This window comes from Streptosporangium sp. NPDC023963 (assembly GCF_040639135.1).
GTDB lineage: Bacteria > Actinomycetota > Actinomycetes > Streptosporangiales > Streptosporangiaceae > Streptosporangium.
In genome coordinates, this window is the sequence record NZ_JBEZZK010000007.1 from 119,928 (window position 1) to 142,575 (window position 22,648).

The window sequence follows — 22,648 nt, forward strand, 5'->3', positions numbered from 1 at the left end:
GGCGTGCGACCCGGCCGGCACGGCGACCGGGCGGACCGGACCGGTCAGCGCAGCCGGTGGACACGCCGGGCCGATCGGTGCAGTCGGCGGACGAGCCGGACCGGTCAGCGCAGCCGGTGGACACGCCGGGCCGATCGGCGCAGCGGGCCGGTCAGCGCAGCCGGTGGACACGCCAGGCCGGTCAGCGCAGTCGGCGGACGAGCCGGGCCGGTCAGCGCAGCGGGTGGGCGGGCCAGTCCAGGAGGCGGGCGCCCAGGACCGCCGTCTCCAGGGTGAAACGCTGGGTGGAGTCATCCGGTGAGAACCCGGTGAGGCGGCGGATCCGCTCCAGCCGGTAGGTCACCGCCCGGGTGCTGACGCCGAGCCTGCGTGCGGCGGCGGTCTGGTTGCCCTGGGAGGCGAAGACGGCCTCCAGCGTGGCGAGCAGCGGCTCGGGGCCGCCCCGCGCCTCCAGCAGCGGGCTGAGCACGCTCGTCACGAGGTCCTCGATGGCCGCGCGGTCCCGCAGCAGCACCGGGAACACCAGCAGGTCCGCGGCCTTGAGCACGGGGGCGCGCAGCCCCAGCCGGTCACCGAGCTCGATGGCGTTGGCACCCTCCCGGTAGGAGGTGACCACCCCGCCGGGGCCCCGGTGCGCCCGGCCGAGCCCGACCCGCCAGCCGGGCGCGAACGCCTGGCGCACGTGATGGGTGAACTCGCCGTTCGCGACGGTGAGGCCGCCCGGCGCGACGCACACGAGCATCCCGTCGCGGACCGCGACCAGCACGTTGTGCGAGCCGAACCGGGCGACCAGCGCGTCCTCGATCCGCCTGGCCGTCCCCTCGGCCTCCCCCGCGAGCCCGCCGTCCCCCGGAGCGGCGGCCGGGGCGGCCGTGGCGACTCCGGCTCCCGCGACTCCGGCGACTCCGGCGGCTCCAGCGGCTCCAGCGGCTCCAGCGGCTCCAGCGGCTCCAGCGGCTCCAGCGGCTCCGGCGGCGGGACGCGCGACGGCGACCACGTACGTCTCGGCCAGACGGAGCCCGAAGTGCTCGGCCCGCTCGGCGAGCCTGTCGGCGCGGCCCTGGAGCAGGTCGTCGACGAACTCCCTGCGCGCCGCCTCCTCCTGGCGCAGCGCCGACCGCTGGGCGTTCTCGTACCCCTCCATCAGGGCGGAGACCGTACGCCGCAGGGCCGGGAGCGAGGTGGGGCCCACCGACTCGGCCATGGCCAGCGCGGCCTCGACCAGGGCCCGCGCGGACGCGCCCCGCTCGGCGGCCAGCGCACCGGCGGCGCGGCAGTCGTCGAGCTCGGCCCGGCCGGGCAGCCTGCCGGTGGCGGCCGCCTCCCGTAACACCCGGAGATGGCCGCCGAGCAGCTCGTCCATCAGACTCCCACGTCACGCCTGTCGAAGGCCGGCATCGCGACCAGGACCAGCGCGACGGTCGCCCCGGCCAGCACGAGATAGTCCCACGCCGGGAATCCCAGCTGGATCGGCCGTCCGTCGAGGTAGTAGTGGAACGGCGAGATCCAGCGCAGCCAGGACACCCCGTCCACGTTCTTGCCCATGGTCTCGACCACGTAGCCGGCCACGACGACCACCCCGACCACCGCCGGGGCGACCCCCCTGCGCCCCGTCGCGGCGCCGACCGTCAGGCAGAGCGTGCCGAAGAAGAGGGCGAGCAGGAAGACGCCCACGTGACCGGCGAGGATCCTGTCGACGGGGACACCCATGTCGACGGCCGTCACCAGGCCCAGCACCACGAGGAAGGTGACCGCCGCCACGCCGAGCAGCGCGAGGGCCAGGGCGGCGAAGCGCTCCAGGACCAGCCGCCTGCGGTCGATCGGGAGGGTCAGGACCAGCTCCAGCGTGCCCGACTCCTCGGGCTGGGCGATCGCCCGGTTGCCGATCACCGCGGCGCACACGATGAACAGCAGCGGCCCGAACAGCTGGTAGACCAGGGTCTGCAGATAGCCGGAGCCGCTGGTGAAGCCGCCCTCCAGGCCGCCCATGAGGTCGCGCATGGCCCCGGGGAACTTGCTCAGCGCGATGTCCCCGTAGAGGTCGGGGTTGCTCTGGATGGTCGGGTAGTAGGCCAGGTACATCGCGAAGAACGCGCTGATCCCGACGGTCCAGCCGAGCAGCGGCCTGCGGTAGTCACGCAGGCTCTTCGACATCAGCGTGGGCATCGCGCGCCTCCCCTTCTTCTTCGTTCTGGCTGTAGTAGGTGAGGAAGATCTCCTCCAGGTCGGGCTGGGCGCTGACCATGTGCACCACGGTGAACCTCGCCGCCGCCTTGATCAGCGCGTCCGGGCGGCCGTCGATGGTGCAGCGCAGCCCGGCCCCCTCCACCCGCAGGTCCCGTACGCCTGGCAGGTTCTCGAACGCCTCGCGGGGCACCGGGGCGTCGAAGTGGAACTCCACCAGGCGCACCGCCTTCTCCCTGAGCGCGGAGACGTCCTCCACCGCGACGAGCCTGCCGCCGCGCACGATGCCGACCCGGTCGGAGACGTCCTCGGCCTCGGCCAGCACGTGGGAGGACATCAGCACGGTACGGCCCGAGGCGCGGACCTCGCGGACCATCGCGAGGAACTCCTGCTGCATCAGCGGGTCCAGGCCGCTGGTCGGCTCGTCGAGGATCAGGAACTCCGGCTCGTGCATGAAGGCCTGGATGAGCCCGACCTTCTGCCTGTTGCCCTTGGAGAGCTTGCCCATGGGCACCGACAGGTCGGCCTCAAGCCGCTCGGCCAGCGCCTCGATGCGCCCCTTGGGCACGCCGTCGCGCATGGCGCCGAGGAAGGCGAGGAACTCCCCCGCCTTCTCCCTGCCCTCCAGGGCCAGCTCGCCGGGCAGGTAGCCGATCCGGCTCCGTACGCCCGCCTCGCGGGGATCCCGGCCCAGGACCGTCATCCGGCCCCTGGTGGGGCGGATGACGTCCAGGAGCAGTCTTATCGTCGTCGTCTTTCCCGATCCGTTCGGGCCGAGATACCCGAACACCTCCCCGGGCCGGATCTCCAGGTCGAGATCCTCAAGTCCCCGGCGCCCGCCGTAGAACTTGGTGAGCCCCTCGGTCTCCACTACCGCTGTCATGCCTCAGATCGTGCCCTCCCGGCGCCGCCGGGGGCATTACCGGACCCGGACAGCTGGCCGCCCCTTCGTTGCGCGGATCCGGAACCCGCCCGGCGGTGCCGCGCTCGCCCGCGGGGCTATGGTGAGCCCATGAGCCTGGACACTGCCTTCGTACTGGGTGGCGGGGGCCTCCTCGGCGCCCACGAGGTGGGCATGCTGCGGGCGCTCGACGAGGCGGGCATCAAGCCCGACGTGATCATCGGCACGTCCGTGGGCGCGCTGAACGGCGTCGTGCTCGCCGCCGCCCCCGGTGACGCGGTCGCGCGCCTGACCACGCTGTGGGGTTCGGACATCGTCCGTACGGCGTTCGCGGGGTCCTGGGTGACCCGGCTGTCCACCCTCGCCAGGAGCGGCACCCACCTGCACTCCTCCGAGCCGCTGCGCGACCTGCTGGCCCGGACGCTGCCGGTCTCCCGCATCGAGGACCTGTCCGTGCCGTTCCAGTGCGTGGCCGCCTCCGTCGAGCGCGCCGCCGCGCACTGGTTCACCGAGGGCCCCCTGGTCGACGCGGTCCTCGCCTCCTGCGCCGTCCCCGGGCTGCTGCCGCCCGTCCGCGTCGGCGACGGCCACTACCTCGACGGCGGGCTGGTGCACAGCATCCCGGTCGGCCGGGCCGTCGCGCTCGGCGCCCGGCGGGTCTACGTGCTGCACGTCGGCAGGATCGAGCGTCCCCTGGTCGTGCCCCGGCGCCCGTGGGAGGTCGGCATGACCGCCTTCGAGATCGCCCGGCGGCACCGCTTCACCGAGGAGATGGCCACCCTGCCGGACGACATCGAGGTCCATGTCATGCCGTCCGGGGGCGAATCCCGTCCAGGAATAGACCTTTCTCAGCTGCGTTACCGGGATTTATCGCATATATCTGAATACATCGACCGCGCGTACCAGGCCTCGTCCGATTACCTGATCCGGCAGGCGTCCCCCTGAGCCACTCCACCGTCCGCACCGGTGCCGATATAAACCAAGTCGAGTCATATGTCCATATTGGGGTAGGGCCACACCTGGGGTACTCCTGAGGAGGTACGTCCGGATCATCGCCTCCTGAGTCACACCGGCCCCGCACGCGCACCACGACCGCACAACCACACAGGCAGGAGCCGCTCGTGCTGCCTCCTCGCATCATCCGCCGCCTGGTCCTGGCCCCGCTCGTCATCGTGCTCACCGTCGTCGCCGTGCTCACGCTCCCGATCTGGCTGCTGGTGGTGACCGCGGCCTCGCTGCGGCTGCCGCCCCCGCAGCGGCGCGGCACCCGGCTGGTCTGGTTCGCGCTGGCGTGGCTGACGCTGGAGTCGATGGCGCTGTGCGCCTGCCTGTGGCTGTGGGTGGCGAACGGCCTGGGCGGCCGGCTCAGCCGCGACGAGTACCAGGAGCGGCACTACGAGCTGATCCAGTGGTTCCTGTCCAAGATCTACGAGGCCGCGGTGCGGATCTTCCGCCTGAGCGTCGAGATCGACGAGCCGCCGCCGACCTCCGAGGAGATCTCCCGGCGCCTCACCCGTCCCGTCATCGTCCTGGCCCGCCACGCGGGCCCCGGTGACTCGTTCCTGCTCGTGCACCACCTTCTCGCCCGCTACGGCAGGCGCCCGAGGATCGTGATGAAGGCGGCCCTGCAGTTCGACCCCTCGCTGGACGTGGTGATCAACCGCCTTCCCAGCGCCTTCGTCCACCACAAGGTCGCCGAGAGCGGCATTCTCGGCGAGATCCGCCGCCTGTCCTCCGACATGGACGCCGACGACGCCCTGGTGATCTTCCCGGAGGGCGGCAACTTCACCCCGAAGCGCCGCTGGCGGGCCATCCTGCGGCTGGAGCAGAAGGGCCTGTCGGAGGAGGCCGCGCGGGCCCGCAGGCTGGAACACCTGATGGCCCCCCACCCCAACGGGGCCATCGCCGCCATCGAGGCCTGCCCCGAGGCGGACGTGGTCTTCGTCGCGCACACCGGTCTCGACGACCTGGTCACCTTCGGGGACATCTGGACCCGTCTCCCGCTCAGCGCCCGGATCAAGGCCAAGTGGTGGCGGGTCCAGGCCGCCGACGTGCCGCGCGACCGCGAGGCCCAGATCCGCTGGCTCTTCGACCAGTGGGAGGAGATCGACGCCTGGATCACCGCGAACCAACCGGCCCCCGCTCCTGCGGCCTGACTACAGGCGCCGGATCCTCGCGGTCGGATCGAGCAGGTCGGTGTTTCGGAGTTCCTGCCCGTCGTCGATCTCGATGACCAAGCCCGGCTTTCCCGCGAGGGGCGCGACATCGATCACGCCGGGCAGCTCGGCCAGATCGACCCGCTTCAGTTTCTGCAACGGCCCGAGAGCCGAGAGATCGCGAACGTCGCAGCCCCTGATGCCGACCCTGCGAAGTTCTCCCAGCTCGGAGAGCGGTGTGAGATCGGCGAGGTTGGCGCACATGGAGAGCCTCACCTCCTCGAGAGCGAGCGAAGCGAGCGGGGTGATGTCCTCCAGCCAGGAAACGCGCCGGAGCCCGATCCGCCTGACGTTCGGGCAGTTGCCGACGAGGTCGTCGAGCCCGCCGAGAGCCGGGCGGGTGAGGTGCAGACTCACCAAGCCGGGAAGCCTCCCGAAGACAGAGGGGTCGGAAAGACCGCGGCAGTCGAGAAGATTCAGTGTCTTCAGCCCGGTCAGCAGGGTCAACGGGGTGAAGTCGGTGACCTCGTCGAGGCGGTTGAGACTGAGTTCCTCAACCATGTGGAAACGGTCGAGAAAGCCGATGCCGGACACTGGAACGTCGTGGAACACGGAGGCTTCCAGCAGGGCGGGCGGCATGGGCGGCCACGGGGAGGCGGCGGAATCCTTCCTGAACCGCACCCACAGCCATTTCAAGGCCGGATGACACTCCAGCACGCTCAGCGCCCCCGGCCCCGTCAACCGGAAGAACCGCAAGCTGCGCAGTGGGCGAACATCCCTGAGAAAACCGAGGTCCTCACCGTCGAAGTCGACCCGCAGGTCCTTCAGGCCGCGCAGGTACCGAAGATGGGGAAAGACCCGTGGATTGCTCACGCTCGCGAATCCACCGTACGACCCGGGTATGAGGGGAGCGGCGGCCAGCACTCGCCGGGCGTACTCCTCGGGATCGAAGTAGTCCCACGCCGTGACCAGCTCCTGCTGCACGTCGAAACGGGAGTCGCCGGCGTACCGGGAGAGTCGCTCCAGCGCCTCGGGGCCGTTGATCAGCCAGCAGACCCGTACCGTCGCCTCCGCCCGCGCAGGGGAGAGCCTGGTGATGTCGTCGGGGAGACGCCGGAGCACCTCCTCCCCCGCCGAGGCGAGAGCCGCGGCCTCGCCCGCGTTCCGGGGAGGGATCACCTCCGCGAAGCACTCCTCGATGTCCCCCGCGAGGTCCCTCGGCAGTTCCTGGATCGTCTCCAGGCAGCCGACCACGAGCAGCCGCAACCGCCGGGTGTGTTTGCCCCCCTCGGCGACGCGGGCAGCGGCGTCGAGGCGAGCGTCCGCAGGTACGGGCTGCTCTCGAACCTGGCCAGCAGCGCGCCCTCGTACTCGTCCAGCTTCTCGGCCGCGAACGGCAGGTTCCCGGAACCCCGCATCGCGGTGTGCCACTGCCGTACGAGGCTCCCCAGGTGGACCGGCGTCATCGGCTCCATCGTCACCGATGAGAACCCCTCCCCTTCCAGCCACCGGGTGTCGGCCGCCGCCGGACGGGAGGTCACGATGACCCGGATCTCCGGATAGGCCGCGAGAAGACCGTCCAGCCACTGCCTGACAGCCGGGCGAGCACCGAGGAGACCTGCTGGCCGAGGCCGGCGAGGCGGTCCTCGACGGACGAGACGCGGCCGAGAAGCTCGGTTCCCGCCCGGGGCAGGTACTGCGGGAGCTGCTGGACGATTCGCACCAGACAGTCGAGGCATTCGTCCAGCAGGACGTCGAAGAGGCGTGCCCCGGCCTCGCCGAGTTGCGGAGCCGGGTCGGGCAGTCCGGCCCGGATGGTCTTGGCGAGCTTGATCGGATCCATGTCCGCGGCCAGGAGCGCCCTGTCGGAGAGGTCGGCGGCCTGGACCGCCGCCACCACCTCGTGCAGGACGGCCGCCCGGTCGTTCTCGGCGAGCCCGCCGTACTCCCGCTCGACGAGCACCGTGAGCCGTCTCTCCACCCCGTCGGCGATCGCCTCCAGCTGCCGTTCGAGGCTGCGCCGCAGGAACCGGTCGGGAAACCCGCTCTGGATGAGGGTGGTGAGGTCGGCGCCCCGTTCGGCCCTCGCCGTCCGGGCGGCGAGCCCCTCACGCATGGCGCGTTCCACCACGGCCTTTCCCGCGGCGGCGGCGATGGCTTCGAGTCCGGGCATCCTGCTCCTCGGCGCGCGGTGGAGTCTCTCCAGGAATCACCGAGGATTACCACAAAAGAAGCGATACGCCGACAAAATCCATCATCTCGGAAAACATCGGAAGCCCCGGGACGCACCGGATGACCGGTGGACCTACCAGTCCTGGGAGAGACCCGACATGCGTCGGAGGTATTCGTCCTCGTCGATCTCACCGGCCGCGTAGCGGCGCTTGAGGATCTCGCGGGGATTGTCGGCGACGGAGGTGCGTGCCGCGTGGGAGCGGACCACCATGACCACGCCGAGAACCACCACCGCGATCACCGCGACGACGAAGAGCAACAGCAGGATGCGGGACATGGTCGGCCTCCCATACCCCCATCAGACCTGGCGGGGGAATTTCGAGTTTACCCGGCAGAGGAACCTTCTCCTTTTCGCCGGCCGAAGTGATTCACCCGCTTTCGCGCCTCACGGGAACGGTGCCGGAGAGCCGGGAAACCGCTCCCCTCGACCGGCGGAGGGATCACCGGCTCGACCGGCGGGGAAGGTACCGGCTCAACCGGCGGCGGGAAAAGGACCGGCTCAGCCGGCGGCGGGAACGCCGGCCGAGAAGTCCGGGGCCTCGCGCGAAGCCCCGCCGGGCGGCAGCGAGGGCAGCCCCCGAGGTGCCCCGCCCTCCAGCAGCCGGAGCAGGGCGCCGGTGTCGACGTTCCGCTCGATCAGGTCACCGAGCGCGTCCAGCCTCTCCTCCCTCAGGGCGGCGAACGACACGTCCGGCGCCGGGGTGAAGTCACGGCCGGAGACCGCGGCCACGTCGGCGAGGAAGGCCCGGCGGAAGCCGTCGTTCTCCAGGGCGCCGTGCCAGGTGGTCCCCCATACCGAGCCGTCCCGGCAGCCGTCCAGGAAGGGCTCGCCGCCGTCGGCCGTCACCACGCCGTGGTGGATCTCGTACGCGGCGACCGGATGGCCGTACGCGGTGCCGGCCGGGCGGCCCAGCGTCTTGTCCGCGGCGAACTCCACCGACGCGGGCAGCAGTCCCAGCCCCTCGACCAGGCCCGCTCCCGACTCGACGTCGTCGCGGATGGTCCTGGCGAGCATCTGGTAGCCGCCGCAGATGCCCAGCACCGCCCGGCCCGGCAGGGCCGCGGCCAGGCCGGTGGCGCGGAGCCACGCCAGGTCGGAGACCGTGGCCCGGGAACCGGGCAGCACCACCAGGTCGGCGTCCTCCAGTTCGCCGGGGGAGGTCACGAACCGGACCGCCACCCCGGGTTCCGAGGCCAGCGCGTCCACGTCGGTGAAGTTGGAGATCCGCGGCAGCCGCACCACCGCCACCCGCAGGGTCTGCCGGCCGTACGGGGCGCGCGCTCCGATCGCGGGCCGGTTGTCCAGGGCCAGGGAGTCCTCGACGTCCAGCCAGAGGCCGTCCAGCCAGGGCAGTACCCCGTACACCTCGCGGCCGGTCAACTCCCTGATCATGTCCAGCCCCGGTTCGAGGAGCTCGGGCGCCCCCCGGAACTTGTTGATCACGAACCCGGCGACCAGCGCCTGGTCGGCGGGTTCCAGCAGCGCCACCGTCCCGTACAGCGCGGCGAAGACCCCGCCCCTGTCGATGTCGCCGACCACGACGACCGGCAGGTTCGCGGCACGGGCCAGGCCCATGTTGGCGATGTCCCCCCTGCGCAGGTTGATCTCCGCCGGGCTGCCCGCCCCCTCGCAGACCACCACGTCGTACGTGCTCCGCAGCCGCTCCAGCGCCTCCACCGCGACCTGGCGGAGCCGCTCCTTGACGTCCCAGTACTCCATCGCGTCGACCTCGGCCATCGGCCTGCCCATCACCACGACCTGGCTGCGCCGGTCGCTGCCCGGCTTGAGCAGGATCGGGTTCATGTCCGCGCTGGGCTCCAGCCCGCACGCGGCGGCCTGCATCGCCTGCGCCCGGCCGATCTCGGCACCGTCGGCGGTGACGAAGGAGTTGAGCGACATGTTCTGCGCCTTGTACGGCGCGACCCTCACCCCCTGCCGGGCCAGCCAGCGGCAGATCCCGGCGGTGACGACGCTCTTGCCCGCGTCGGAGGTCGTCCCCGCGACCAGCAGCGCCCCTTTCGCCCCTTTCGCCCCCTTCACGCCTTCGCCCCGGCCCGAGGAGCGGCGAACCCGGCACGACGCACGGCACCGCGACGACCCGTGGCACCGGGACGGCGGGTGGCATCAGGACAGATCGGAACCACAGGCGGTTCTCCGGGGGAATCAACCATCATGGCGACCAGCATGCCGCCCCCGCGCCCGCACCGCCCACCCGGACTCCCGAACAGGCCCTTTCGCCCTCCGGCCCCGTTCTTCCGGTACGCCTGATCCCCTCCGCGGCCCCTTCACGGCCCCTCCGCGGCCCCTTCACGGCCCCTTCTCCTCGGCCGCCTACCGGCGCCGCAGGACGGCCAGGACCGCAAGGACCGCGGCCCCGAGGCCCACCGCCCGCGCCAGCCGTACCGACCTGCGGATGTCCGCGACCGAGGGCTCGGGCCCGTCGCCCATCTCCGGCCGGTGCTCCACGCGGGCGCCGTACACGTTGACCCCGCCCAGCGTGAGGTCCAGCGCCCCCGCGAAGGCGGCCTCGCAGCGGCCCGCGTTGGGACTGGGGTGGCGGTGGCCGTCCCTGCGCAGCACCGCCGCCGCGCGCCGCGCCGACCCCCCCACCAGAGGGGCGCCGAGCGCGGCGAGCAGTCCGGTGATCCGGGCGGGCACGAAGTTGGCGACGTCGTCGAGGCGGGCCGCCGCCCAGCCGAAGCGCTCGTAGCGCGCGTTCCGGTGGCCGACCATCGCGTCCAGCGTGTTGACGGCCCGGTACGCGAGCAGGCCGGGCACCCCGGCCACCGCCCCCCAGAACAGCGGCGCCACCACCGCGTCCGAGGTGTTCTCCGCGATCGACTCGACGGTGGCCCTGGCGAGCCCGGCCTCCCCCAGCCCGGACGGGTCGCGCCCGCACAGGTGTGACAGCCGCCCCCGCGCCCCCGCGAGATCACCGTCCTCCAGGAATTCGGCCATCGCCGCGCCCTCGCGGCCCAGCGTCGTACCGCCGACGACCGCCCACGTCGCCGCCGCGCTCAGCGCGGCCCGGACCACCGGGTTGCGCGACCGGGTCGCGGCGTGGCCGAGCAGCGCCACCGGGACGACGCACAGGGCCACGTGGAGGACGCCCCGGGCCCGGCCGTCTCCGTAGACCCGCCGCTCCACCCCGGCGGCGGCGGTGCCGAACAGCGCGACCGGGTGCCCGCGCCGGGGGTCGGCGAGCACGGCGTCGATCGCGACCCCGGCGAGCATCCCCACCCCCTCGGCCACCCCCGGCCGCCGTCCCCTCACCCCGGTCTTCCGCTGCCTAAACGAGATGCTCATGGAGCTCATCCTGGTGGGTCTCCAGCCACACGCGGGCCCGCCGGATGCGCTCCCCCGCCCCACCGGCCCACATCCGGGCCCATCCGCCGCTCTCGCCCTGCGCCTCGGCCTTGGTCCGCATCGCGTGGTACGAGCGGTCGAAGCGGAGCCGGGCGAGATCCAGCAGGCGGCGTCGGTCGCGAGGCGTCAGGCCGTACTCGTCGCAGAACAGCCGGAGCCGGGGACCGACGTCGAGGCGGCGCTGGAGCGGCTCCAGGTCGACGGGATCGGCGATCGGCGCCCAGTGGCGCAGCGTGGTGACCACGTCGAACAGCCGGGTCGTCGGCCGGGCCATGTCGAAGTCGATCAGCGCGGCGGGAAGCCCGTCACGGAAGATCACATTGTCGAGGTTGACGTCGCAGTGCCCGATCAGCTCCGGTGCCGCGTCGTCGTTGGACCCGGCCTCCCAGACGGCCCCTCGCGGCGGGACGAAACCCTCCGCCGCGTCGTGGAAACCGCGCAGCAGCCGCGCCAGCGCGGCCAGCGACTCCCCGGTGAGCGCGTACGAGGGCAGCGGCCTGGCCGCGGACTCCCCCTCGACATAGCTCAGGATCTCCCTGCCCCGCTCGTCGACCCCCAGTGCCCGGGGAGCACCCTCGAACCCGGAGCGCTCCAGATGACGCAGGAGCGCGTGCACCGACCCGGTGGAGGCCCTGCCGGGCCGCCGGACGGTGTCCCCGACCCGCACCACCCCGTCGGTGACATCACCGCCCAGAAGGGGAATCTCCTCTTGGACCGTGGTGACGAACATGGCATACGAGCCTAGACCGCCTCACCTCTTCGGGAGAACGATTCGGGCAGACCGCTCCCTCCGGACGGACGGCCCGGAAGACCTCCCTGCCCTTCCGGACGCCCGGCCCCCACCTTTCCGAACACCCCGCCCCGGCCCTTCCGGACACCCGGCCCCCGCCTTTCCGAACACCCCGCCCCGGCCCTTCCGGACACCCGGCCCCGCCCCCGCCGCGCCCGGCGGAAGAACCTCCAGGTCAGCCGCACGGAGGAATCCTCCCCCGCTCGGTTCCCCCCTTTCGAACGGCCATCGCCCACCTGAGCCGGAGGGGGTGAGCGGTCGCTCTCCCCGCGGGGCGGGTGATCCACAGAGTGATCCTCACGACACCGGCCCAAAACCGTTACGTGGGCACTCCCCGGATCATGCACAATTGAGCGGGAGCACCCTTAGCTCAGCTGGATAGAGCATCGGACTTCTAATCCGACGGTCGCAGGTTCGAATCCTGCAGGGTGCACGTGTCTTGAGCAGGGCGTTCCTTGATCACTACGGAGCGCCTTGGTCATTTTGTGGCAGCGGATGCGGCAGCAGGCCGTTCATGGCGCCGACCCCTTCTCCGCCCCGCCGCTTCGTAAGGTCCGGCAGGATGCCGTCCGTGCTGTCGGCCGCGCCGCGCTTCACCTCATCCGACAGATGCACGCAGACGTCCGCGGCCGTCGCCTGCCGGGTGTGCCGCAACACCCCCGCATCGTCTTGATGTCAGCGCCTCCGGCGAACAGGAACGTTTCGCAGGCGTGCCGCAGGTCGTGAATCCTCACCCCCTCGTCGTCGCCCCGGCGTAGATCCGCACGCTTGCACGGCGCGGACCACGCCCGGTTGACATCGCGCGGTTGCGGCGGCGCCGGGGGGCGACGAGTTGCGCGCGGAGTTCGCGGCCGTGGCGGCGGCTCGGTCAGGGGACGAACACGTTGATGGCGACGCCGATAGGAACGGACACGAGGGTACCGAGCAGGAAGAACATCCATTGCTGACCCCGTTCGGCGCGGTTGGCTTCCTTGGCCCCTTCGATGAGGAGCAGCCGGATGTTCTTGGCCTGTTCCTGGTCGACGGTGAGGAGTTGCTGCTGTTCTTCGGCCTGGGCGATGAGTTCTTCGCGGGCGGCCTGTTGGGCGGCGAGGTCACGCTGCAGGTCGGCCATGAGGGCGGCGGCTTCGACGAACGCCTCGTTGACGCGCTCGACGCGGCGGCGAAGCGCTTCGCCGGGATCTTCCTCTGCCTGCGCGAGTCGCTGTCTCCTGCCGCGCGCGACGTCTACGGCCAACATGAGGACAACGCCCGCGCTGAGCACGCCGACCGTGGGGAGCGCCCAACTCAACACTTCGGCAAACAGGGCAAAATGCACAACAGCGGTGACCCCGACCGTGGCCGTAGCCAGCAAGAGCACCTTGGCCGCGATGCGCTCAAAGCCGCTTCCGGGTATTTGAGAATTCACTCGCCTATTCGATCGCGGAGAGATGGATGTGTCACGGCTTGTGATCAGATCGCTACCAGGGTCCGACAACCGTGTTGGATCACGTTGGCGCCGGACGAGGCCCCACGACAAGCGGAACACGTTTTCCAGTTCCGCTGAGCATGGCCGTCATGACAACGGAGCGACGCTGACAGAGCCCGGAGGCGTGGTTCAGTTCCGGATTAAAAACAGAAGCTTGACCGGCGGCGGGACGTCGTTGGGATGGGTGCCGGGAGTGAGCGCAATCAGTGTCGCGAGTACGGCGGACAGCAGCTCGGTGAGTTCAGTGTCGGTTTCGCGTTCGCTCAGGGTCATCAGGACGGCCAGCAGGGATACAGCCGCTTGCACCACGCCGCTTTGCGGGATATCCGACTGGCTGCGATCCCATAAAGGTGCCGCCAGCCTTCGCGCATTTCGAATCAGCTCGTCCAGGCCACCGATGTTGTGATTGTGAACGTGGGATTCGCGAGTTAGGTGTTCAGCTCGGTCGAACATGCTTTCCAAGTCGTCAACGGGCTGCCGCGGCGAGAGCGTGGTCAAGGCAAGTGCCAGAAAATCGAAGAACGATGCTCCTGTGGTTTTCGGGTCACCTCTGTACCATCCCCCCGGTTTGGCTGCCCGTTCCCTGAAAAAGGTCTCCAGCAACGCCGCACAGGCGCGGCCCAGACGCATGTCAACGACCTTGTCGATGGCCGCAAGCTCCCTCGCGAAAGCGAGGTCGAGAGCGAGAGCGAGGGCGAGGTCGAAGTCGAGGTTGTGGAGGGGGGCCAGGTCGCGGATGTGGGCGAGGGCGAGGGCTAGGGCGAGACCGGGATCAGGATCGAGGGCCCGTTCGGAGAGGGCGGAGCCAGGGCCGAGGCCATGAGTGCGTTCGAGGGTGCGAACGAGGATGGAGTCGAGGACACGGACTCGTTCGAGGTCGAAGTCGAGGTCGAGGGCGGAGTCGGGATCGAGAACGCGGGCGAGGGCGCGGGCGGGGTCGAGGGCGGAGTCGGAATCGAGAACGCGGGCGGGGTCGGCGGGGTCGGCGGGGTCGAGGGCGGAGTCGGGATCGAGGGCGAGGGCGAGGGCGCGGGCGCGGTCGAGAGCGCGGTCGAGGTCGAGGTCGAGGACGCGGATGAGGTCGAGGACGAGGTCGAGAGCGCGGTCGAGGTCGCGGGGCCGTTCGGGGTGGCGGGCCAGCGCGCGTTCGAGGTCACGGGCGAGGGCGCGGGCGCGGTCGAGGGCGAGGTCGGCGACGAGGCCGAGGTCACGGGCGAGGGCGCGAGTGAGGGCGTAGGCGCGTTCGAGGTCGCCGACGAGGTCGGGGCTGAGGGCGAGGTCGGGGATGAAGGAGTCAAGGCGGGCGAGGTCGAGGGCGATGATGAGGTCGAGGCTTTGGAGGAACTGGTGTTCGGGGCGTTTGAGGTCGCGAGGGAGGCTGTAGGTCAGGAGCTGGCTGAAGGTCAGGTGCGAACGGGGCAGGAGGAGACGGAGGAGAAGGTACGTGTGGTCCTGGATCAGGTCCGGGTAGCTGTCGACCTGCTCGCGGGTGGGACGGTGGGGGTGAGGGGTGTCGGCGTGGTGGGTGAGGCGGATGCTGTCGTCGTCGAGGGTCCAGAGGCTGCTACCGGGGACGGGATACAGGTCGTGCTGGAGAACCTGGTGGGCTTCTTCAGGGGTGGGAAGACGGTAGCCGGTGCCGTCGGCGAACAGACCGTTGAGCCAGGTAAGAAAACCGCGGATGTCGTTGGGCCAGAGGGCGGCGGGTGCGGTGCCGGGCGGGAGCAGGTGAGTGCCGGTATGGGCGGCGTAGCGGTTCCACAGATCGCACGTAATGGGAGCGGCGCAGATCCGAGTGCCGTCGTCGAGGGTGTGGAGGTCGTGGAGGGCGCGGGCGGAGGTTACGCCGTCTAGAAGCCGGGCTTGTTCGGGGTTGAGGGGGGTTGCGGTGAGGATCTGGTTGAGCTGGTCGCGCAGGTGCGGATCGAGTTCGCGAGCTTCAGTGTCGAGGCTGTAGGCAAGGTGGAGAGCGGAGACGGTGCGGGCGGTCAGGCAGGCTTGGACGACGGGACTGGCGTCGTTGCGGGCCGCCCACAGCAGGGTGGTCTCACGCCACCATGGATCGCTGACGTTGTCGACAAGGAGTTGGCGGCGGGTGTGGTGGTTCGGGATGAGGGCTGCGGCGAGATACTCCTGGAAGGTGAGGTGGGCGAAGCCGTACCGCTGATGCCGGCGTTCCAGAATGAGCCCGCTGCGCCGGATGAAGGCCAGGAATGTCTCAGGGGTGACGTCGGGAGCGGTGCGTTCAAGAATGGGGCGGATCACACGATGGGCGTCAGTGGCAGAGATATCCCGTAGCCGATGTCGCATCATGTGCAAGGCGAGTTCCTGGACAACGCGTTCTTTCTTGTCCCCCGTGTCTTCGTTCAGCGTGTCCAGGCCTGCGGGAGCAAGGTTCTTGGCCTCGTCCCTGCGGTGGAGCAGGACCTGGCACATCTCCGTGTACAAGCCGACCCGGCCTCCGGGGAGGCTTCCGCGATATCGGTGCACGTTCGCGATCATGGTCAGGAGCAGAGGGTTGGCGGCCAGGTCGTAGAGCGCGACGCGGGTGCTGATCCGCTGGTACAAGTCATCGGCGGCGCGGTCGGCGATCCGGTCGATGACGTGCGGGTCGGCCTGACGGGCGCGATGCTCGATGGCGCGGTACCAGACATGTAAGAACGCGCGGATCTGCCCGCTGGTGAACCGCTGCACCTGAAGGGTGTCGGCATTGCGTAGTGGGCTGTCCTGATAGCCCAGCGGGCGGGAGGTGACGACGTAGGCATTCTGAGGGTGACGACTGATCTGGTTCTCCACCCAGCGGACCACGCTTTTACGGTCGGCGATGTCGGCGACCTCGTCCAAGCCGTCCAGGAGCACCACGCACCGGCCGCGTGCCAGGCGTTGCTTCAGCCATGCCGCCGGGACCTCCCCGTCCAGCCAGGGCGCCGACACTGCGACCTCGGCCAGTTCGACGGGTAGGTCTGCCAGGATTTGCGCGGCGTGGTCGCGCAGGTACAGCAGGACTGGAATCTGCCGGGGCTGCCAGAACTCGCGCTGCCAGGGCCGCCACCGCCGATCGGCCATCTCCAGCGCCGTGTAGCGGGCCAGAGTGGTCTTGCCCGCCCCGGCGGCCCCCAGCACCGCCAGCACCCGAGTCGGGGCCAGGAACTCCGCCAGCGGTGCCCGCTTCCCGATTTCCGTCGCCGCTGGAGCGGGGCCGGTTCCGCTGTCGCCGGCCACATCGACCACGGGACGCGGTTGCAACGCCACGTCCACGTAGACCTGCCGGGTCCGTAGAACAAACTCCGACTGGGTGACCAGCCCGATCGTCTCCATCTGATCCACTGATAACCGCACACGCCGCAGATAACCGCGTCGCGTCACCCTCCCCCGATGCGTCCCGCTCACTCCGGTCCCGGCCCGCTCGCCCGTGGGATCTCGTGGAGGGCCCGGCTGCAGCGCCATCTGCGCCGTCTGCGCCAGCCCGGCCAGGACCGTCACCACCAGCGCCAGGTACGCCCAGGTCCAGCTCAGCTTTCCGTCGTCGAAGACCTGGTTGATCGCTACTCCACCGGTGACCAGGAGTGACGCCGTGATCAGTCCCCACCACACGAACCTCGATCGCCCAGGCACCGCCACCGCCCTTACTGCGTGAACCTCGTAGACCACCACTCAAACGCATGCACCCCTATGCATATGACCACCGTTGCCGATCCGAGATGGGCTGCCGAGGAACCGAAGGAGTCAGCCATGTTGACAGGACAGCCGCGACTCCGCCCCAGTGGACCGTCACCGCCGCTCCCGGGTAATCACGTGGATCGCTCTGTTCCCGCACCGGCACAATTGCCCGATGCGTTTGTGGACGGTCCAGCATCGAGCGGTTCTCAAGTCGCTGGAGGATGCCGGCGAGCTGGTCGGGGACTGGGACCGGATCATGGCCGGAAACTACCGGGCCTGCTACGAGGAGATGGTGGCGGAGATGGCACGGCGTGGCCTCGACAGTGAAGGCCGGCCGCCGGTGTGGGCGTGGGCCGGGCCGGACACCTGCGACAACGGCGTGGCGCTGGCGGCGGAAATGCTCCTCTGCCCGCAGACCCCGGAGGAGTACGCCCGCTATGTGGTGCTCGACCTGGACGTGCCGGACGAGGTCGTCCTGCTCAGCTCGTACGGGCGCTGGAACGACTTCATGTACGCGATCATCATGGGCGAGGGGGCGCCGGACATGGATTGGGCGATCGACCGAGAGGAGCTCGACGGGACGCAGGCGTGCCTTGCGCGTGTCGCAGCCCGATGGGTTCTCGGTGCCCGCCCATTGGAGCCGTTCAGGCCGGAAGAGGAGGAGGCCGAGGGCGGCGGAATCAGCTCCTGACCGTGCGCCGGGCGCCGAGTCGGCGCAGGCGGGACCACCCGCTGGACCAGCCCTCACAGTCCGTCGAGCACCGGTCGCTGAAGGAACGCGTTCCCGAACGATCCAACGACCGAATTCCAATGGCACTCGCCATCGCGCACCCGCCGCATCAAGGCGCACCGTCGCCGGTCTCGCGACCTCACCGCGGGCCGGAGCGGACGCGCCGGCTCACCAGGACGATCAGCCCTGTCTGGATGACAAGCACCGCCAGTGCGATCAGTCCCGATTACGGAACGGCCGCGGGGGCGGCGGGCCCTACGGAAGGGAGTAGACCTGGCCGGTCTGGGCGCCTTCGATCGAGCGGACGTAAGCCGCGGCGACATCTTTGAGGTCCACCGGCGGGAAGCCGGGGAAGTAGGCCCCGTACTTGTCGAGATCCTCGGTGAAGACCGTCGGGGAGACGGCGTTGATCCGCTGGGGGGCGATTTCGATGGCGGCCGCCCGCACGAACGCCTCCACCGCGCCGTTGGCGATGGACGCGGCGCTGCCCGTGACAACGGGCTCACGAGCCAGCACTCCGCTGATCAGCGTGAAGGACCCGCGCTCGGAAACGTGAGGAACACCCTGACGCACCAGCTCGATCTGGCTGAGCACCTTGCCGTCGAACGCCGCCCGGTAGTCCTTCGGCGTCATCTCGGCGAACGGCTTCCAGGGGACGTCGCCTGCAGCGCTGACCACGGCCTCGACCGCACCCGTCCTTTCGTACAGTGCCGTGATCTGAGTGGGGTCGGAGATGTCGTGGCGGAGGTCGCCGCTGCTTCGACCGACGGTGAGGACGTCGTGGCCACGCCCGAGCAGGGTCTCGCGCAAGACGGTGCCGAGTGTGCCTCCGGCGCCGATGAGGAGGATCTTCATGGCGACAACGTTACGGCGGCACGAAGCCGGTAGTGAAATGCTCTTCGGGCGGCATTTATGCTCGGCGATTATGAATGTGGAACTGCGGCATCTCCGGGCCTTGGCGGCGATCGGAGACGAGGGCACCATCACCGGTGCCGCGCTCGCCCTCCACATGAGCCAGCCCGCGCTCTCACGCACCTTGGAACAGCTGGAGAGCCGTCTGGGCACCCAGCTGGTGGAGCGCACCACCCGCAGCCTCGCCCTCACCGAAGCCGGGAGGCGACTGTGGGAGCACGCCCACCGCATTCTCGACCAGGTGGACACCGCGCTGGCCGAGGCGGTCGCCGGGAAGCGGCCGCGCCCCATCCGGGTGGCCTTCGCCTGGTCGGCGCTGGGCAGCCACACGGTTCCCCTCCTTCGCGCCTGGCGTGACCGCCACCCCGACACACCCGTGCACGTCCGGCGCGTGGACGACCCCGAGACGGCCGTACGGCGAGGCGAGGCCGACGTGGCCTTCCTGCGCGCCGAACCCACCCCGGATCCCAGCCTGGCGAGCTGCTCTCTCATCCGCGAGCAGCGCATGGCGGCCGTGTCCGAGGAACACCCGCTCGCCCGGCGCTCGGCCGTGCGCCTGGCCGATCTCGCGGACCGGCCCGTCGTCCTGTGCTCGACCGCCTCGACCACGCGCGCCGATCTGTGGCCCGACACCCAGCGGCCCCCGACCTTCCAGGTGCCGGGCGTGGACGAATGGCTCACCGCCATCGCCACCGGGGACGCAGTCGGGGTGACCACCGCGGGTATCGGCTACAACCACCCCCACCCGGGCATCCGCTACCTGCCCCTGTCCGATGCCGCCCCGGTGACGGTGTATCTGGTGTGGCCGAGCAGGCCCTCTCATCCCGCGACCGAGGCCTTCCGCCTGCTGGTGCAACGGCAGCTGGCGTCCTAGCGGCGGCATGCCCGGCGGGACCGTGCCGGCAAGAACCCCTCAGCCGGTGTCCTCGACGGGCGTGCACGGTTGCACGGGCGTGTTCGCCCGGGCCAGCCACTTGCCGAGTCGCCAGGGCGCCTGGGCGTCCGGGTTGTCGCGGAACTCCATCACGAGCGTCTCGCCCGGCCTGATGTGCTCGGGGGAGATCCGGATCGTCCGTATGGAGGTCACCGTGGCGGCCTTGAGCGAACGCGATCCGTTCGCGAGCGCACGCAGTTCCTCCGGTCCCGTGGTGGGCGGCCCGTCATAGGTCGGATCCACACCGGCGAACCGGGGAGCCGCACACCGCGTGCCCGCGGCCAGGAACGTCACGTCCGCCCTGACTCCGGCCGCGCCCAGCCTGGCCTGCAGCCCTTCGGGGTCGCGTAGTTCGTTGACGGTCACCGTGAGCGTGCCGTCCGAGCTCTCGGCCAGCGCGTAGGCGGGGGTGTCGTTTCCGACGATCAGCGCCGTGCCGGCGGCCGCCGCCGCGACACCGGCCGCGACCAGCAGCCGGGGGGCGGTGACGAACCGCCGCCGGGGGTGCATCCCGTCGAGGAGCCGCCGCCGCGCCCCGGCGAGCTCCCCCGGGGTGGCCGGCGGGATGCTCTCCCACATGGCCTTCAGTTCGTCCATCGTCATTCTCCTCGTTCTTCCTGGTTCAGGGCTTGGCGGATCTGGAGGCGGGCTCGGTTGAGCCGCGAGGCGACGGTGCCCGGCGGGATGGCGAGCGCGTCGGCGACCTCCTGGTAACTCAGTTCGGCCCAGGCGACGAGCAGCAGCACATCGCGATCGGCTCGTTTGAGTCCCAGCAGGGCCCGTGCCAGCGGTCGGTTGACGGCGAGGGTGTTGATTCCGTCCTCCACCTGGAGGCCGGGTATCTCCGCCGGATGCACGCCGCTGCGGATGTACGCGCGGTAGAGGTTCGTCTCGGTGCGCCGCCGCTTGCCGATCACGTTGGAGGCGATGCCGTACAGCCACGGGCGGGCGTCGGAGCGGCCCCTGTCGTAATCGCTCCGGCGCTGGAAGGCGGCCAGAAAGGTGTCCGCCACGACGTCCTCCGCCTCGCTGGGCCCCAGTCGCCTGGTCACGTAGCGGTGCAGGAGTGGCGCGTGCCGGTCGAACAGGACGGCGAAGATCTCGGGGTCGTTCAGCGACCTCTCGATGAGGGTCGCGTCATCGACCTCGATGACTTCGCGGGGGATTGTCATACATGTTGGCCTTTCCTGGCGTATGAGGTCACCTGTAGTTACCGCGCCGGGCCGAAATCCTTCATCGGGCAGTCACCGCGTCACGGGGACGCAGCCGATACGGGACGCACAGGGAACGATCCTCGTCGCGCCCGCCCTGCGGGTGACGATCTCCCCCGACGACGGCCTTCCGGCGCCGAAGCCGTCGGGCGGGCCCTGAACGGCCAGGTCGTCGACGGTACGGGGAGCGCCGCCAGAAGTATGACGATGGTCACTATCCCCCAAATCCGCTCAAAACGGACTCGCGAGTCCGGTACTGTTCGTCACTAAACGGACTTCTGAGTCCGCTTATACGTCGAGTCGCCGTGCAGAAGGAATTTCGAGTGACGAAGCATTCGCGCATCAGCGAGGCCCTCCGGGAGCTGGTCTTCGAGCCCAGGCTTGAGCTGAATGAGGCTCTGGACAAGTACTACGCCCCCGGCTACACCCACCGCAGCGACGGGACGTCGCTCGATCGCGCCGCGTTCGCCGAGATGGTGGCCGCCACCCGGAGCCGGATCGTCAGCGGCACGGTGACCGTGCTCGACGAGCTCCGGGACGGTCCCACCTATGCCGAGCGGCATGTCTTCGAGATCACCATGGTGGACGGTTCCACCCTCCGGCGGGAGGTCTCCGTCTTCGGCTCCTACGCCGAGGACGGCCGCTTCCGGCGACTCAGCGAGACGGGGTTCTCCGTCGGCCCGGACGGGACCCGCTGACCGACCTGAAGAGGGTGGAGAAGAACATGCCCCGTCTTGCGGATCCCGATCCGAAGAACATCCCGGACGACGTACGCGAATTCCTCGCCGCCCTGCCGCCGGACCCGCTGGTCAAGATGCTGACCCACTCGGCCGGCACCGTGAAGCCGTTCATCCGGCTCGCGAAGGCGCAGTTCGGCTCGCTGGAGCTGCCGGCCCGCTCGCGGGAGCTCGTGATCCTGACCGTGGCCGAGTACGCCGGGTGCGAGTTCGTCGCGGCCCAGCACCGGCCGATGTCGGAGGCGGCCGGTGTCGACGAGCGCACCCGGCAGCTCATTCGCGGCAGGGAACTCGACAGTCCCGAGCTGCCGGCCTCCGACCGGGCCCTCATCCGGTTCACCGCCGAGGTGGTGCGGCGGCCCACCGTGTCCGACGAGCTCTTCGACCAGGCGCGGCGGTTCCTCACCGAGCGCGAGATCGTGGAGGTCCTTCAGGTCGCCGGCTACTACTGGTCGTTCAGCCGGGTCTGCACCGTGCTCGATGTCGAGATCACCAAGGTGTACGGCGCCGGCGAACCGGTGCTCGCCGGCGGATCCGAGGCCGCCCGGCCCGGCTCGGCCGACATCCCGGGTGAGCACGGCGACAATGCCGGGGCACACTGATTCCATGACTTCGTCCGACATCATCCGGCCGCCGATCGGACCCGACCGCTCCCATCGGCGTCTGGACGCCCGCCGCAACCACGAAAGGGTGATCGCGGCCGCCCGGGAACTCCTCGCCCAGCACGGTCTCCAGATGACGGTGCCCCAGGTGGCGGAACGGGCCGGGGTCGGCCGGGCGACCGTGTATCGGAGTTACCCCACCAAGGACGACCTGATCGTCGCGATCGTCCAGGAGCAGTTCCAGCAGCTGGAGCAACGTACGCTCGCCGCGCTCGACAGCGAGGACGCCTACCAGGGACTACACGACTACCTCCCCGACCTGCTCGAATACCTCACCCGCAACCGAGGGCTCGCCGCAGCCTTCTTCGAGGGCCGGCTCGTCCCCGCAGGCCGCCTCCTGGAACTGATCGGCAGGCTCGTCGAAGCCGCCAAACCCTCCGGCCGGATCCGTCAGGATGCCGGCGAGCTGGACCTGCGTGTCGTCCTCTGCGGAGTGATCAGGCAGCTCATCACCCTGGACCGGTGGGACCAGGCCCTGTGGCGCCGTTACGGACACATGGTGCTCAACGCGTTCCGCCCCTGAGCGGTCCGACGAGACGCCCTCACCGCACGAGGCCGGTCACGGCCGACGATTCGCCCCCGATCCGGCGGTCGCGGACATCCGATCCGCTCAGGCCGCCAAACCGTGGCGTTCGGATGTGACCGGCGAGCAGGAGACCTCTCCCGTGAGCAAGCGAGCGTACTCGCGCCGGGATGCTTCCGTT

General features: G+C 70.3%; 23 protein-coding genes and 1 tRNA gene. 9 read left to right on the forward strand and 15 right to left on the reverse strand.

Features of this window, described 5'->3' with window-relative positions; translation table 11 throughout:
* Positions 1 to 211: 211 nt before the first annotated feature.
* Genes AB0F88_RS22385 through AB0F88_RS22395 form a run of 3 tightly spaced genes read right to left on the reverse strand, consistent with a single transcriptional unit; the run spans position 212 to position 3,067 of the window.
* A complete protein-coding gene (locus AB0F88_RS22385) occupies positions 212 to 1,363 on the reverse strand; it encodes a helix-turn-helix domain-containing protein (protein ID WP_362687070.1) in 1,152 nt (383 codons plus the stop codon).
* A complete protein-coding gene (locus AB0F88_RS22390; RefSeq protein WP_362687073.1) occupies positions 1,363 to 2,166 on the reverse strand; it encodes an ABC transporter permease subunit in 804 nt (267 codons plus the stop codon). The genes AB0F88_RS22385 and AB0F88_RS22390 overlap by 1 nt, the downstream gene beginning before the upstream one ends.
* Entirely contained in the window at positions 2,135 to 3,067 is a 933-nt protein-coding gene (locus AB0F88_RS22395) for an ABC transporter ATP-binding protein (protein ID WP_362687076.1), read from the reverse strand. The genes AB0F88_RS22390 and AB0F88_RS22395 overlap by 32 nt, the downstream gene beginning before the upstream one ends.
* Positions 3,068 to 3,196: 129 nt before the next feature.
* On the opposite strand from AB0F88_RS22395, the gene AB0F88_RS22400 reads away from it, so the two are divergent.
* Both AB0F88_RS22400 and AB0F88_RS22405 read left to right on the forward strand, forming a co-directional pair.
* Positions 3,197 to 4,030, forward strand: a complete 834-nt coding sequence (locus AB0F88_RS22400) for a patatin-like phospholipase family protein (RefSeq protein ID WP_362687079.1) — start codon at positions 3,197 to 3,199, stop codon at positions 4,028 to 4,030.
* Between the two features lie 176 nt (positions 4,031 to 4,206).
* Positions 4,207 to 5,241 (forward strand): 1-acyl-sn-glycerol-3-phosphate acyltransferase, encoded by a 1,035-nt coding sequence (locus AB0F88_RS22405; RefSeq protein WP_362687082.1) that lies wholly within the window; start codon positions 4,207 to 4,209, stop codon positions 5,239 to 5,241.
* Here AB0F88_RS22405 and AB0F88_RS22410 read toward each other — a convergent pair whose 3' ends face one another.
* A complete protein-coding gene (locus AB0F88_RS22410; protein ID WP_362687085.1) occupies positions 5,242 to 6,507 on the reverse strand; it encodes a hypothetical protein in 1,266 nt (421 codons plus the stop codon).
* Between the two features lie 9 nt (positions 6,508 to 6,516).
* Between AB0F88_RS22410 and AB0F88_RS22415 the strand changes: the two genes are divergently transcribed.
* Positions 6,517 to 6,804: a hypothetical protein gene (locus AB0F88_RS22415; RefSeq protein WP_362687088.1), complete on the forward strand. Its 288-nt coding sequence runs from the start codon at positions 6,517 to 6,519 to the stop codon at positions 6,802 to 6,804.
* On the opposite strand, the gene AB0F88_RS22420 is transcribed toward AB0F88_RS22415, so the two are convergent.
* The 5 genes from AB0F88_RS22420 to AB0F88_RS22440 form a co-directional block, all read right to left on the reverse strand.
* Positions 6,779 to 7,414 (reverse strand): hypothetical protein, encoded by a 636-nt coding sequence (locus AB0F88_RS22420; RefSeq protein WP_362687090.1) that lies wholly within the window; start codon positions 7,412 to 7,414, stop codon positions 6,779 to 6,781. The two genes, AB0F88_RS22415 and AB0F88_RS22420, sit on opposite strands and share 26 nt — an antisense overlap.
* A gap of 132 nt (positions 7,415 to 7,546) precedes the next feature.
* On the reverse strand, positions 7,547 to 7,750 hold the full coding sequence (locus AB0F88_RS22425) for an SHOCT domain-containing protein (protein ID WP_362687093.1): 204 nt from the start codon (positions 7,748 to 7,750) through the stop codon (positions 7,547 to 7,549).
* A gap of 222 nt (positions 7,751 to 7,972) precedes the next feature.
* Entirely contained in the window at positions 7,973 to 9,514 is a 1,542-nt protein-coding gene (locus tag AB0F88_RS22430) for a cobyric acid synthase (RefSeq protein ID WP_362687096.1), read from the reverse strand.
* A gap of 291 nt (positions 9,515 to 9,805) precedes the next feature.
* A complete protein-coding gene (locus tag AB0F88_RS22435; RefSeq protein ID WP_362687814.1) occupies positions 9,806 to 10,714 on the reverse strand; it encodes a cobalamin biosynthesis protein in 909 nt (302 codons plus the stop codon).
* Between the two features lie 49 nt (positions 10,715 to 10,763).
* Positions 10,764 to 11,570 carry an aminoglycoside phosphotransferase family protein gene (locus AB0F88_RS22440; RefSeq protein ID WP_362687099.1) on the reverse strand — a complete coding sequence of 269 codons (807 nt, stop codon included), beginning with the start codon at positions 11,568 to 11,570 and terminating at the stop codon, positions 10,764 to 10,766.
* 419 nt (positions 11,571 to 11,989) lie between these two features.
* Here AB0F88_RS22440 and AB0F88_RS22445 point away from each other — a divergent pair.
* Positions 11,990 to 12,063, forward strand: a tRNA-Arg gene (locus AB0F88_RS22445).
* A 29-nt stretch (positions 12,064 to 12,092) separates the two neighbouring features.
* Here the strand turns inward: AB0F88_RS22445 and AB0F88_RS22450 are convergent.
* The 3 genes from AB0F88_RS22450 to AB0F88_RS22460 form a co-directional block, all read right to left on the reverse strand.
* A complete protein-coding gene (locus AB0F88_RS22450) occupies positions 12,093 to 12,287 on the reverse strand; it encodes a hypothetical protein (protein WP_362687102.1) in 195 nt (64 codons plus the stop codon).
* Between the two features lie 211 nt (positions 12,288 to 12,498).
* Positions 12,499 to 13,038 (reverse strand): hypothetical protein, encoded by a 540-nt coding sequence (locus AB0F88_RS22455; RefSeq protein WP_362687105.1) that lies wholly within the window; start codon positions 13,036 to 13,038, stop codon positions 12,499 to 12,501.
* A 189-nt stretch (positions 13,039 to 13,227) separates the two neighbouring features.
* Positions 13,228 to 16,752, reverse strand: a complete 3,525-nt coding sequence (locus tag AB0F88_RS22460) for an NACHT domain-containing protein (protein WP_362687108.1) — start codon at positions 16,750 to 16,752, stop codon at positions 13,228 to 13,230.
* Positions 16,753 to 16,930: 178 nt separating this feature from the next.
* On the opposite strand from AB0F88_RS22460, the gene AB0F88_RS22465 reads away from it, so the two are divergent.
* Positions 16,931 to 17,449 carry a DUF3841 domain-containing protein gene (locus AB0F88_RS22465; RefSeq protein ID WP_362687111.1) on the forward strand — a complete coding sequence of 173 codons (519 nt, stop codon included), beginning with the start codon at positions 16,931 to 16,933 and terminating at the stop codon, positions 17,447 to 17,449.
* A 294-nt stretch (positions 17,450 to 17,743) separates the two neighbouring features.
* Here the strand turns inward: AB0F88_RS22465 and AB0F88_RS22470 are convergent, their stop codons facing one another.
* Entirely contained in the window at positions 17,744 to 18,343 is a 600-nt protein-coding gene (locus AB0F88_RS22470; RefSeq protein ID WP_362687114.1) for a short chain dehydrogenase, read from the reverse strand.
* 70 nt (positions 18,344 to 18,413) lie between these two features.
* On the opposite strand from AB0F88_RS22470, the gene AB0F88_RS22475 reads away from it, so the two are divergent.
* Positions 18,414 to 19,274 (forward strand): LysR family transcriptional regulator, encoded by an 861-nt coding sequence (locus tag AB0F88_RS22475; RefSeq protein ID WP_362687117.1) that lies wholly within the window; start codon positions 18,414 to 18,416, stop codon positions 19,272 to 19,274.
* 39 nt (positions 19,275 to 19,313) lie between these two features.
* Here AB0F88_RS22475 and AB0F88_RS22480 read toward each other — a convergent pair whose 3' ends face one another.
* Positions 19,314 to 19,931 (reverse strand): hypothetical protein, encoded by a 618-nt coding sequence (locus tag AB0F88_RS22480; RefSeq protein WP_362687120.1) that lies wholly within the window; start codon positions 19,929 to 19,931, stop codon positions 19,314 to 19,316.
* Between the two features lie 2 nt (positions 19,932 to 19,933).
* Positions 19,934 to 20,506 (reverse strand): RNA polymerase sigma factor, encoded by a 573-nt coding sequence (locus AB0F88_RS22485; RefSeq protein WP_362687123.1) that lies wholly within the window; start codon positions 20,504 to 20,506, stop codon positions 19,934 to 19,936.
* Positions 20,507 to 20,868: 362 nt separating this feature from the next.
* Here AB0F88_RS22485 and AB0F88_RS22490 point away from each other — a divergent pair, with 362 nt between their 5' ends.
* From AB0F88_RS22490 to AB0F88_RS22500, 3 genes are read left to right on the forward strand one after another with little or no spacing between them, the layout of a single operon-like run.
* On the forward strand, positions 20,869 to 21,243 hold the full coding sequence (locus AB0F88_RS22490; RefSeq protein WP_362687126.1) for a hypothetical protein: 375 nt from the start codon (positions 20,869 to 20,871) through the stop codon (positions 21,241 to 21,243).
* 26 nt (positions 21,244 to 21,269) lie between these two features.
* A complete protein-coding gene (locus tag AB0F88_RS22495; protein ID WP_362687129.1) occupies positions 21,270 to 21,884 on the forward strand; it encodes a carboxymuconolactone decarboxylase family protein in 615 nt (204 codons plus the stop codon).
* Positions 21,885 to 21,888: 4 nt separating this feature from the next.
* Positions 21,889 to 22,467, forward strand: a complete 579-nt coding sequence (locus tag AB0F88_RS22500) for a helix-turn-helix domain-containing protein (RefSeq protein ID WP_362687132.1) — start codon at positions 21,889 to 21,891, stop codon at positions 22,465 to 22,467.
* The last annotated feature ends 181 nt before the right edge of the window (positions 22,468 to 22,648 follow it).

Coding starts and splice junctions, on each gene's coding strand:
- AB0F88_RS22385 (WP_362687070.1), bottom strand. CDS start 1,363: ATGGACGAGCTGCTCGGCGGCCATCTCCGGGTGTTACGGGAGGCGGCC.
- AB0F88_RS22390 (WP_362687073.1), bottom strand. CDS start 2,166: ATGCCCACGCTGATGTCGAAGAGCCTGCGTGACTACCGCAGGCCGCTG.
- AB0F88_RS22395 (WP_362687076.1), bottom strand. CDS start 3,067: ATGACAGCGGTAGTGGAGACCGAGGGGCTCACCAAGTTCTACGGCGGG.
- AB0F88_RS22400 (WP_362687079.1), top strand. CDS start 3,197: ATGAGCCTGGACACTGCCTTCGTACTGGGTGGCGGGGGCCTCCTCGGC.
- AB0F88_RS22420 (WP_362687090.1), bottom strand. CDS start 7,414: ATGCCCGGACTCGAAGCCATCGCCGCCGCCGCGGGAAAGGCCGTGGTG.
- AB0F88_RS22425 (WP_362687093.1), bottom strand. CDS start 7,750: ATGTCCCGCATCCTGCTGTTGCTCTTCGTCGTCGCGGTGATCGCGGTG.
- AB0F88_RS22440 (WP_362687099.1), bottom strand. CDS start 11,570: ATGTTCGTCACCACGGTCCAAGAGGAGATTCCCCTTCTGGGCGGTGAT.
- AB0F88_RS22465 (WP_362687111.1), top strand. CDS start 16,931: ATGCGTTTGTGGACGGTCCAGCATCGAGCGGTTCTCAAGTCGCTGGAG.
- AB0F88_RS22470 (WP_362687114.1), bottom strand. CDS start 18,343: ATGAAGATCCTCCTCATCGGCGCCGGAGGCACACTCGGCACCGTCTTG.
- AB0F88_RS22475 (WP_362687117.1), top strand. CDS start 18,414: ATGAATGTGGAACTGCGGCATCTCCGGGCCTTGGCGGCGATCGGAGAC.
- AB0F88_RS22480 (WP_362687120.1), bottom strand. CDS start 19,931: ATGGACGAACTGAAGGCCATGTGGGAGAGCATCCCGCCGGCCACCCCG.
- AB0F88_RS22485 (WP_362687123.1), bottom strand. CDS start 20,506: ATGACAATCCCCCGCGAAGTCATCGAGGTCGATGACGCGACCCTCATC.
- AB0F88_RS22495 (WP_362687129.1), top strand. CDS start 21,270: ATGCCCCGTCTTGCGGATCCCGATCCGAAGAACATCCCGGACGACGTA.
- AB0F88_RS22500 (WP_362687132.1), top strand. CDS start 21,889: ATGACTTCGTCCGACATCATCCGGCCGCCGATCGGACCCGACCGCTCC.